This is a genomic window from Chryseobacterium gambrini, from assembly GCF_900156825.1.
Classification (GTDB): Bacteria; Bacteroidota; Bacteroidia; order Flavobacteriales; family Weeksellaceae; genus Chryseobacterium; species Chryseobacterium gambrini.
In genome coordinates, this window is the sequence record NZ_FTOV01000008.1 from 151,453 (window position 1) to 162,759 (window position 11,307).

Consider the following 11,307-nt stretch of genomic DNA (forward strand, 5'->3'; position numbering starts at 1 on the left):
CGCGCGGATCTGTTGCTAGTTGCTTTTAAACACAAAGATTTACTTACTTTTGTGTAATAGAAAGCTGGAGAATTTATAGCTTTATTTAAGCTAATTTTAAACCTAGAATAGCACAATTTACATGAGTAAAAAAGTATTTATTTCCTATGCATGGGGTAATAGTGAGCATCAACAATGGATAGTTGATCTTGCAACAAGACTAATGAACGACAGCGTTGACGTTGTGCTGGATAGATGGTCACTTCAAGATGGTCATGACATTCATAGTTTCATGGAAACTATGGTTAAGGCAAAAGATATTTTTAGAGTACTTATAGTTTCTGATAAAACGTATACAGAAAAATCTAATGATCGAGCAGGGGGTGTTGGAACCGAAACGCAGATTATTACGCCCAATATCTATTCGAAGGAAGACCAGGTCAAATTTATTCCACTTGTACGGGAGAGGGATGAGGATGGACATGCGTTTCTTCCTGTGTATTTACAAAGCAGAAAATATATCGATTTTTCCAGGGAAGAGGATTTTGAAAATAGTTATGAGGAATTATTAAGAAATATTCTTGAAGCCCCATCACTTCCTAAACCTAAATTAGGAACAAGGGTGCCATCATATATCACCGATTCTGCTGTAAATCTTGCTGTAACCCACAATAAGTTAAAGACGATAATTAACCAGATTAATAAGAATGGAAAGGTTCCATATAGGGAATTGAAAAATTTTATTGAGATCTTTCAGGATAAACTTTGGGATTTTGAGCTTGTCAATACGCCAACAGATATAATCGGTTATGGCGAGAAATTATATGATACGTTGAAATCATATAAACCATTGAAAGAAGATTTTGTACAATTTATTGAAATTTTGGCAAGTAATGAACTGGATAATAGCGATGAATTATTAATCGAATTTTTTGAAACTGCTCCGCTTTATGATAGTCCGAGGGAACATGAAGGCAGCTGGAGCCCTGCTAGATTTGACATTTTTAAAATAATTTTTCATGAACTTTTCCTGTATGCAATAGCTGCAACTTTAAAAAATAAAAACTACAAACTCGTTGCAGATCTGCTGCATACTAAATATTACAAAAAAGAAAAATATGCCAGGAAGACAGAAGGTTCTAAATTTACTTTTATTGGAGGTTACCATGAATATCTGGAACAATATTTTTCTAGGACACACAAGAAGATTACAGGTTTTGGAGAGTATATTATTATGAATTTGTGCGAAGATTTTAAAAAGACCGACATTATATTAGCTGATATGGTATGTTATTTCGTTAGCTACCTGAAAATAGTTGATTACGAAACGTGGTTTCCTTATACTTATATTTATGGTGAATCACAGCCTATCAATTTTTTCGCAAAAATGACATCTAAAAAGCATTTTGATAATGTAAAGGAAATTTTCGACATAAAAGGAGCTATTGAGCTTAAAAATATACTGACCACTTATAAAAATGAAAATAATGACCATGTTCGTTATGGAGGGAACGGGTACTCGAAAGTGCCTTCCATTCATGAGCTTGTAGACCCGGATACAATTGCAAGTGAGAGGTAAGACTGAAATGGTATCGATTGGGAAAATGCAAAAAAATATAAAGAAATGGCCAGCAGGTACTCGCATCAACAACGGATAGACTGGATAAAATTACATAATCCAAATTATCCTAATCAGCATTGGCATAGCGATATTGTTTATCGCCCGGATGAAATTCTCCATAAGGAGTTTTTTTATCGTAAGAGGACTGTAAAAAAGAAGATCAATCCAGCAAAGATATGTGGTATTGAATATGCGTACTCGTACAATTGTCCAGCTTTTAAGCCAAAGGATTGGACATATCACTGGGACGATTTATTACGCGACCTGAAACGATTAGATTGGGTCATTGACGATTTGATCGATTTAGACCAGATTATTAACCATATCCACTTTAATGAGGAGGAAAAGACAGTTGAGCAGTATGGCGATCACTTTTTCACTACGGGTGGGCAGCATCGCTTATGTCTTGCCAAATACCTTGAACTAGATGAGGTGGAAGTGAACGTTGAGGAATACATTTTTGACCGTGCGAGATTTCAACGGGAAAAAAGATTTGAAAGATACATTCCTAAATTTATTGAGGAAGGGTTTTTGGGGCAGTGGTATGAAAATAACCCACGCGTTGATTTTGTTGGGATAGATATTAAGGGAATTGATAATAAAAAGGATACGGTTTTTATAAAAAAGAAATATGCCGGATATGTATTGGACCGGATGACTGAGCTTAGAAGGTTTCCATATCGGGGTATCTCCAATAGCATAAAATCAATGAAAATTGAAAGTTATAAAAGAAATAGTATTGTTTCAGATCAGGAACTCTATCTTTTGGATACATTCCTACTGAGGCACAACCGCAGCATTTTAAGTAAGATTTTCATATAATTCTTTGTTAATGGATTGTAAGAATGAAATGGAAATAATATAAATTAATCGAAGTTGTTTTATTCTTCTATAAACTTTTCCTATGACATCAATATGTTCTCAATCACCTCTATGCCTAAAAGGTTTTTGGTTATTACATATTTCTCGGGAAGTCTTCCTTCCAGCGCCAAAATAACGCGACTGTTGGGAAGTTCGTTGTCAATAATTTGCTTTGCTTCAATTAAATGTTTGTATTTTACACACTGGAAGATTCCCCGCAAAATATCTTCAGGAGGAGAAATATGAGATTTCACTTCAACGCCGATTTTAAGGGATTGATCAATAAATAGAATGTCAATAACATCAGCGGAAGGTAGTACGTGTTCGAGTATTCCATCTGGTAGGGAATCCTTAAGACCTAGTACTAAAGGGTTTTTTGAAACAAACTCCTTAAATTTTCTATGGCTTTCGCTTTCACCTCCTGATCGTATTTTCCCTGCTTTATCTAAATCTTCTTGAAGGTCTATTTGTACCGGATCCAAACCCAGAACATTCAAAACTTCCCCCCAGTATGGAAATAAATATATTTCTGCGAGCATAGCATCCAAAAACTCTTTCTGCTGGCTTGGGCTACGGGTGCTGTAATCAGCAATATCGATAAACCAAGAAATTCCATCGCCTGGAAGGTTAGTTCTTTTGCCGATCGCGATACATTGGATGGGTGGAATTTTGATGTCAATACTTAAGCTCAGTTCTTTCATTGCATTTCCAATCACACCCAATACATAATTAAGATTTCGTGGATTTGGCATTTCAAGAATTTTAGCAAGGTCGGAATAATAAATTGTCTGACGTGCCTCAGCTTGTTTAACTAGGTAGGGTAGAGCTACTCTCGCTCTTGCTTGATATAATTTATTCCCTTCTAGTAAATTGTACTTTCCGACAATTGATGTTTTCATTCTACTTTGGTATTTTTCAGTTGATGTTGGTTTTTGATTAGTTTTAGCTAATCAAAGGAATTTGTAATACAATTTTTTTTATAATTTATTGATAGCTGGTGCTATTTGCCCAGACGTTTATTTCCTAAAGTTAAAAAAGGGTTTCACCGCGTGCAATAGCTTTCGAATCCAATTTTTATTATTCGGTGGGTACAAATACAATTGCAGATGTCCTTCCATAGCGCGTAGTTTTATGTTAACATCAGCATACTGCCAATGTCTGCCGGGCCAACAGTCTTTTCCAATCTGCCCCAATTCTGGATTAGAGAATTTTCCCAAATTATCGACGTCGCTACCCAAAAGCAGCTGTAATTTACTGACAAGAACATGTGCTTCCTTGCCGAAAATAGGTAGGGAGTTATTGGGTAGATGTCTAGTCAGGAGGAGGAATGGACTTTTAGTACTTTTATCGGTAATTATGCGTATTACATTAAAGTAGTCAAAGAAAAAGAAAGTGCTGTCATAACGGCTACTCTTAAGGTCGGAAGTGTTGGATGGCGCTAAATTTTTTAGTAAATGCAACAATTGATTAAGGAAATCTACTGTTTTGAACTGAAGACATTTTTTGTAAAGGATCAGAAAGTCATCGGCCGACATCGCGATAGTGTTAATATCAAGTTTTTTATAGACGGCATTTGCCTTTTTACAGTTTCTTTGATCCTGAGTAATATAAAAATCACACGAAGAGGCATAAGCTGTATGAAAAGCATCTTCCATAGTATTTCTGAAAGTTTGTTTCCTGCCTCTGTTTATAGAAATTTTGTCTTCCTGATACCCGTGCATGTCCAGTGCTATGTATTCATTACTTATTTCTGTGAACCAGGGTGAGGCAAACTCATGGGTAGGATTTTTTGGTTTAGCTAAGATTCCTTTTTTTTTATAAGCTTTATCAATGAGTTCATAGGGGGAAGCGCTGTGAAATATTTGGTCTCTTTTTATATCTGCCCCACTTTGAAGATTTTCACGTAAATCTTTATAAGCTGTATTTTTGTTCATTCTTTCTATCATTCCAAAGATTGCTGTTAAAAGTCCAACCTGTGTATAATTGTCCTCAAGTTCAGGGAGAAAGCTGCGCATTAGGTGAGCTGTTTCAGGGTTTTCGAAGGATTTTTGAAAAACTTTATCGATAGGAGTGTTTTTAAATAACGTAATTTGCTCATTCAATAGTTCCTGTAGATTTCTACTTTCCTCATCAATATTGTCTGAAAGTGGTTCGATACGAAGCACATCTAGTAGTTGACTTAGATTGCTATCCTGTATGTATAAATCCCGAGGAGAATTATTTCGAAATACGGTTCTGCCCTCTATATGGAATAAACAATAATTTTGGGTAAGGTTGGAGATAAAATCCAGATCAGACTCGATATTCTCCATATTTGATTGATCTTGGCTACTCGCAGAAATGTCGCCAAGATGCGAAGATGAATAAGGCTTTAAAAATTTCTCGTTATCTGAAATAATTGAAAAAAAATCACTGTGGTGCCCGTTTTTCATCTGGCTCATTACATTCCAATCTATATAGATCCTGATCATCGTTATTTAAAATTATTCTTCTTGAAAGTTAGGGAATAATCTGTGATATTAAAGATTTCAGGTTAATAATTGTAACTGTAATAATGTGGCTGAGCCATTCACTAAAGATTCCCGAGTTGGATGGATTAGCATCAGTAATCGTAGGATTGCTGCTTGTTTTTGTTTCCTTTACATTGGCAAGAGAAACCAGAAGCATGTTGATGGTCGAAGGTATCGCGCCCGAAACGAGAAAAAAAATTGCGAAACTCGCAGAAAAGGACGTTACAGTGGTGAATACAAAAACATATTATCGACTTATCAGTCGAAGAGAGAAGTTGTCCTGATGTTGATAATAGATTTTGAAGATGACCTGAATACAGAAGAGATCACTGAGGCGATATGCCGTATCCGCACAGACATAAAAGATGAATTCAAACTTGTAAATTATGTGATCATACAGTCGGAATAATGTTGCAAATAGAGGAGAAGACTCCTACTGTTGCAGTAATGTTAATTACTAAATTTGATATTTTAGTGAAAAGTGTCTAAATTAGATATCAATAATTATTTGCTCGTTCGAGCAAACTTTTCATAAAATAGGTTAATAATAAAGCAAAACGCTCCGAGCTCCCCACTTAGAGCGTTTTTTGTAAAGTGTGAGATATCGTCGTAAATCAGATTGTGGATTATAAAGTTTTAGTTTATATCTGTATTTTATACAATAATAATTTATAAATTAGAGCAGATTAATTATTGAATTTTCAATAATTACACAAATAGCCATAAAAGAAAATTTTAATTGCAACATATGAGTGCCAATCCAAACTGTTTGCCACCCTCTATTTTTCCAAAACCCGGAGAGGAGGTGGTATATTTTTCCAAAAACAAAATTATAGAAGGGAAATTACTGGGTTATGATATATATGAAAAGCCTGTTATAATAAACCAATTTGATTTTCCCGACTCAACCAATTCATTTGAAATCATTAGGGCGAAATATCCAAATAACAGAATAGGACCTAACTGGGAAAGACTGCCTGAATCAGGAATTGTTGAAGCAGCACATACAGATTTAGCTGATATGATTACCAAAAAACTTGAAGAGCGTATACCACCGGGACCGAACTATATGGAACTCATACAAGAATTTTATTATAGGGGATATGAAACTTATTTAGTTGGGGGGACAGTACGTGATTTTATACAGGGCGAAAAATCGAATGATATTGACCTGGTTACCACAATGCCGCTTAAGTGGGCATTACCACTTATCAGATCAATGTTCAACGATAAATTCTCCTATGCAAGGCAACATGGCTACATTCGTATAGGTGGTACTCCAGCTTCCGGCGATCCTTTTATTGATGTTAAAAATTTTTCATTGAGTAATGCTGGGTATGGTACCTCTCTATTCGGTTCGGAATTGGCAGATGATTTTAAGATACGGGACTTTGCGTGCAATGCGATATATTATGAACCCATAAATAAACTGTTAATTGATCCTTCCGGTAGTGGTATCGGTGATGCCAGAGCTAAAAAACTCAGTATAGTTAGGGACCTCAATATTCACGCTGCACATTATAGTTCGGCTCAAATCTTGGTAAGGTTTGTGAAATTTGCAGCTAGAGGATATACTCCAACCGACCAGGCACTTGTAGAGCTTCGTGCAAATTTTTGCCCGCTTTTCTCAACGATGGATAATGCGTCCAGAATAGAATACGTTCGAAGACAAATATTAAGTAAAAGTCCTCTGGCGCAGAGAACCTTGGTGTATGAAAATTTTGTGCAAAGTATGATTGGCTTAGGTTTTAAGTATGAATATGAGCAGTTCATCAAGCCTTATGAATCTTATTTAAATTTAAACTGATGAAGGAAATGTATTTTTTGCCGATCACAAAAGTGAATGATGAGTTTTTTCAGCAATTTACCTTGGAGGAAGATGATTTATCATTTTATCATGTTGATAATTATGCAAAGGTAATTGAGGAAAAGTGTTACAGGGAAGAGGCGATTGTAAATCTGCACAGAGGGAGATTTAAGACGGTCGTATTTGCTCCAAAAAATGAACAGGAAAAATTCTTCTTCTGTCTAGTCAATGAAAAAGGATTGCCAAACGATGCGCAGGAAATCGAAGTAGATGATTCTTATATTGAGGAACTAAGGAAGGTTTTATCATTACAGGTATTAAAATCTGAAGGGATTTTTAAAGAACAGGAAATTGATATTCTTTCAGATTTTGTAACTCCACGAATTTACTCGAAAGATTCTGAGAATGAAATGTATTATCACTTTCATTGCTTTGAAAACAGTAATCTGATTTTTGGTGCACCAGGTTCCGGAAAGACTACCATGTTAAGAAAGATAGCGTTGGATTATATATCAGAAAATTTCGATCATGATAAAAACCTAAATAAATTTCCGATTTATATTCAGCTCCGTGACTTCAATAATTATAAAAGTGATTTTAATACATATATTGACACATGCATAAACAATACACTGTACAATATAAAGTTTTTGGATCATAAAACTGTGAAGTTCGGCGGTAACCTGTGTTTATTGTTAGACGGTGCCGACGAAATTGATTTTGACAAGTTCAGCAGTTTTGAAACCACCATAAATGAGTTTAGGCACAAGAACCCTCTCACGTCGCTGATTATCACTTCCAGACCGGACAGAAAGATGGAACAACTGAAAGAATTCAAGAAATGGTATGTCCAGCCTTTTAATGAAAATCAGATCAAAGATCTGACGTATCGGAAATTATCTAGAGGAGGTAAGTGGAAAGAGTTTATTTCTGTCCTCAATAGTGCGCCAGGGGTGAATGATGTATTAAAGAATCCATTGCTATTAACAATTGCACATTTTCTATTTACACATAAGTCGATTATACCGATAAATTCAGGACAGCTTATAAAGGAACTGGTGTCAGCTCTTGTAGATAACTGGGACTCAAACCGAAATATTGAGCGAAAGCTAAAAGATAAAAAAGTAAGTGCTATTGAAATCACAAATTTTCTTGGAAAGTTAGCACTCCAGTATTCACAAATCGAGAGAGATGCACTAAGCACTGAGCAGATTTATGAGAAGATAAATGATTTTCCAGCAATAGATGATTTAGATCTTTATCTGGATTACATTGAGTTCGCAACGGGAATTATTCACAAAAGCAATAATCGATGGAAATTTCAGTTCCGGGCCATTCAGGATTATCTCTGTTCAAGCTACTTAGTTGAAGGTGTACAGAATTTAAATAAAGAATTGTTTACAGAAAAAAACTGGAGTAGAATACTGATGATGATCAGCGGTTTAAATTCTGACCCCAACTATATCATGAAAGCTATTTTAGAAAGTGCTGAAATTAGTAACCTCGACAAAGTTGAAAAAAGCTTGGCGATAATGAAAGAATCGCACTTATTGAAGGTTCAGGACATTGAAAAAAGCTTTAAATTGTTGGAAGACTTCTTCGTGAATTTTGAATCGTCAAAAAATATTGAGGAGAAAAGTATAAATTTCAGTGCGCATGAGGAGACAATCCGCCTGATACTTGAAACTAAAGGAAGTGAAGATATCATAAACTTGATGAAGACTATTTATCAGATAAGATATACTAAATACGAGTACAATTTTTATGGATACCTCAAGAATTCGCGATCAAATATTTTAAAATCTGTTTCATATATTACTGAAAAGAATGGGAACATTGACATAAACCTGAAAGATAATGAGATTTTGATTCGATATAAAGAAGAATCTCCCAATATTGTGGACTGATTTCGAGCTATGATGTTACTATGAAATATTGAATTTAACAAAGAGTCTTTCAAATTCCATATCTTTTCTAGCTTAATATTGGCACCTTTTAATAATATGTCTAATAGGCTGTATCACAAGTCGATTTTGGCAAACCTTTGCCAAATTGAGTTTTGAGCAAATGATTTAGTTTATTAAAAAGGGCAATTTTCACATCGAAAATTGCCTTTTTTCTTTTTCAAAGAGTAATCTTAAGCAGATGGCCAAATGTAAATCGTACAGTCAACTTCGATTTTATTTATGATACAGCTTCTTTTTTGCGATATTAATTTTGGCGTTTCATAACTTTTGTGAGAGTGATAGTAGCTTCCTCCTTTTACTCAGCAAAAGATATAGAGAATAGCACGGCCACGCTTTCCTGTTAAGGCAAAAGGAAAAGTAGGAAAGCTGATATCCTGGAAAAGGTTTAACAGTGAAAATGTAATTTGTTTTTATCTATGTAATGAAAAATTGTGTAAATTATTAAAGAATTTTTGTAAGTTCTGAAAGGGAGTCATTGTATAATTTTTCTTTCAATAGATGCGAGGGTTTTAAAAGTATCTAATGCTTACCTGATATTGATACAGACCAAGTTTAACATTTATAAATAAATCGAATTATTATGGAAAAAGATTTCATTCGTAATCTTCTTGCGGGGCAGGAAGGATTTAATTTTCAGGACGCATGTGAAAGATATCTGATCATCAAACATGGTAAGGATTTTATACCGATTACACCCAACGGAAGGGAAGGAGATGGTGGTAGGGACGGCTACTGTTTAAGTACCGGTGAATATTTTGCCATGTCGTCCAGAGAGGATGTTCACAAGAAAATACGGGAGGACTTTGCCAACTGTATGTCTTACGAGCATCCGGTGAGTATGTTTACCTTTATCACCAACCGTGGTATTAGACCGAAGGATAGTTTAGTCCTTGATGAATTAAAAAGAGATAATGCCGGAATGGAGATAGGTATAGTAAGACATTCAGAAATTGCAGTAGAAATGACGGACATGCCTACCGAGCACATTGAATATATCCTTGGTCAGCCTTTACCTTATCTTAGAGGTAATACGGTCTACTTTAAGATCAGCAAATTTGTAGGACCTTTTACTCTCTCAAGGTCGTTATTAGATTCATTACATTTCTATATCTTATTGGCAGTCAGTTGTTCTCTATTGGGTGCCTGTTTCTATTATTTTTCGTCTGAATGGGAACGGAGTCTCTCCTTTACAGCGCTAATAGGCTTGATGTTTACGTACATGTATTATAATAAAAATAGTCTGAAAAAATACAAATATGCGCACAAAATCTTGTATTTACTACTTACTGATAAGCTTCGTGTTGGCAATGAGTTATTATTGAATGAAGATTCACATATCACTATCTGTAGGAACTCGGTCTGGAACTTTACCATCAACGAAAGATCAGCGGAATGCATAAGAACAGGATGTAGCGGTCATGTTCTATTGTATAAATCGCCCGCCGGAACATTTATCGGAAGGTGTAATAAAGACAAAATTAACCATACCTATAATGTGGATAATAACTTTTATGGGAATATGAATTGATGTCCAACTAAATAATAAAGATTTATTTTAGATTACGCAAAAAGATTGCGCAGCAGCTGTTTTACTTTGCAGTAATTAACGCTCAGTAATTTTGAGGTTAATTGGGAAAAGTGACATTGAATATTAAAAAATAAAATAAATAAATGACTATGACTTATAACCGTTGTGCACTCACAGGATATGACTTGCAAGAAGGGGAATTGTACCAAGCAACCGGACCTTTTGTGGAATATAAAACTGGTGTTGTTGGACATGTGAAAATTACTTTGCCTGCATACGAAGAACTTTTACATGGCGATTATGAAAATTATCTTTTTGCTGGGATCTGTAAGGAAAGATCATTGAAAGGAGAGCAACCTGTTCTAATAACCAGCGATTTTATTAGAGCGGGTTATAAATTATTAAATCCACCTATAGAGTTTGAAGAAAAATGTAGTCATTTTTTAAAATATCTGTATCTGAATGGAGGAAGAGAGAACGTAGAATTTGAATTTTATTCAAGTAGGGACTTCGCGATTGCGTATGCCGATCCGATAGAATTTCATAGGATCATTGATCAGCTGGCTCAAGATCACAGTATCACTGTGAGAAAAATTAACAATTTATCTCAAAGAAGATATCTCTATCAAGGAGTAAAGGTTACCAATATCGGTAAAGAGTTAGCTAAAAAAGAACTTCCCAAAATGCCAATGTTTGGTCTAATCAATCAGGAAATTACGACTGGTGATATTGATACTGATCAGAAAATTAATCATGCAAGGAAATTGTTTTTTGATGAACCACAGTCAATGGATAAGATGCGTTCTGCTTGTGAAACACTAAGTTATGTTTTAGAGCCCCTAAGAAAGGAGCTAACAACCTTTCTTGTTGCGCGAGATGTATCCGATTTCTTTCAGATTGTCAATAATTTTGATATCAGACATAACAAAGAAACAACTAAGGATCTTGTACATGCTGAACAGTTGGAATGGGTATTTTATACTTTATTGAATTCAGTAAATACTTATACAAAGCTTAAAAATAAAGGATTATAG

9 protein-coding genes are annotated in these 11,307 nt (G+C 34.9%); 7 read left to right on the forward strand and 2 right to left on the reverse strand.

The window, feature by feature from the left end:
- Positions 1-121 precede the first annotated feature (121 nt).
- Together BW951_RS15125 and BW951_RS15130 are read left to right on the forward strand one after the other, a co-directional pair.
- Complete coding sequence (locus tag BW951_RS15125; RefSeq protein WP_076394375.1) at positions 122-1,558, forward strand: toll/interleukin-1 receptor domain-containing protein; 1,437 nt, start codon at positions 122-124, stop codon at positions 1,556-1,558.
- A gap of 45 nt (positions 1,559-1,603) precedes the next feature.
- Entirely contained in the window at positions 1,604-2,422 is an 819-nt protein-coding gene (locus tag BW951_RS15130; RefSeq protein WP_076394377.1) for a hypothetical protein, read from the forward strand.
- A gap of 80 nt (positions 2,423-2,502) precedes the next feature.
- Here BW951_RS15130 and BW951_RS15135 read toward each other — a convergent pair whose 3' ends face one another.
- Together BW951_RS15135 and BW951_RS15140 are read right to left on the reverse strand one after the other, a co-directional pair.
- Positions 2,503-3,360, reverse strand: a complete 858-nt coding sequence (locus tag BW951_RS15135; protein WP_076394379.1) for a hypothetical protein — start codon at positions 3,358-3,360, stop codon at positions 2,503-2,505.
- 117 nt (positions 3,361-3,477) lie between these two features.
- Positions 3,478-4,902, reverse strand: coding sequence for a hypothetical protein (locus BW951_RS15140; RefSeq protein WP_139326171.1), 1,425 nt, complete (start codon positions 4,900-4,902; stop codon positions 3,478-3,480).
- 113 nt (positions 4,903-5,015) lie between these two features.
- Between BW951_RS15140 and BW951_RS23055 the strand changes: the two genes are divergently transcribed.
- The 5 genes from BW951_RS23055 (at position 5,016) to BW951_RS15165 (ending at position 11,307) form a co-directional block, all read left to right on the forward strand.
- The gene (locus BW951_RS23055) at positions 5,016-5,255 is read left to right on the forward strand and encodes a cation diffusion facilitator family transporter (RefSeq protein WP_228427550.1); all 240 of its coding nucleotides are present in this window, start codon (positions 5,016-5,018) and stop codon (positions 5,253-5,255) included.
- Between the two features lie 464 nt (positions 5,256-5,719).
- Entirely contained in the window at positions 5,720-6,778 is a 1,059-nt protein-coding gene (locus tag BW951_RS15150; RefSeq protein ID WP_076394383.1) for a tRNA nucleotidyltransferase/poly(A) polymerase family protein, read from the forward strand.
- Between the two features lie 62 nt (positions 6,779-6,840).
- Complete coding sequence (locus tag BW951_RS15155; RefSeq protein WP_175608829.1) at positions 6,841-8,685, forward strand: NACHT domain-containing protein; 1,845 nt, start codon at positions 6,841-6,843, stop codon at positions 8,683-8,685.
- 640 nt (positions 8,686-9,325) lie between these two features.
- On the forward strand, positions 9,326-10,273 hold the full coding sequence (locus BW951_RS15160) for a hypothetical protein (protein ID WP_076394387.1): 948 nt from the start codon (positions 9,326-9,328) through the stop codon (positions 10,271-10,273).
- 143 nt (positions 10,274-10,416) lie between these two features.
- A complete protein-coding gene (locus tag BW951_RS15165; RefSeq protein WP_076394389.1) occupies positions 10,417-11,307 on the forward strand; it encodes a hypothetical protein in 891 nt (296 codons plus the stop codon).

Coding starts and splice junctions, on each gene's coding strand:
- BW951_RS15125 (WP_076394375.1), top strand. CDS start 122: ATGAGTAAAAAAGTATTTATTTCCTATGCATGGGGTAATAGTGAGCAT.
- BW951_RS15130 (WP_076394377.1), top strand. CDS start 1,604: ATGGCCAGCAGGTACTCGCATCAACAACGGATAGACTGGATAAAATTA.
- BW951_RS15135 (WP_076394379.1), bottom strand. CDS start 3,360: ATGAAAACATCAATTGTCGGAAAGTACAATTTACTAGAAGGGAATAAA.
- BW951_RS15140 (WP_139326171.1), bottom strand. CDS start 4,902: ATGAGCCAGATGAAAAACGGGCACCACAGTGATTTTTTTTCAATTATT.
- BW951_RS23055 (WP_228427550.1), top strand. CDS start 5,016: ATGTGGCTGAGCCATTCACTAAAGATTCCCGAGTTGGATGGATTAGCA.
- BW951_RS15150 (WP_076394383.1), top strand. CDS start 5,720: ATGAGTGCCAATCCAAACTGTTTGCCACCCTCTATTTTTCCAAAACCC.
- BW951_RS15160 (WP_076394387.1), top strand. CDS start 9,326: ATGGAAAAAGATTTCATTCGTAATCTTCTTGCGGGGCAGGAAGGATTT.
- BW951_RS15165 (WP_076394389.1), top strand. CDS start 10,417: ATGACTATGACTTATAACCGTTGTGCACTCACAGGATATGACTTGCAA.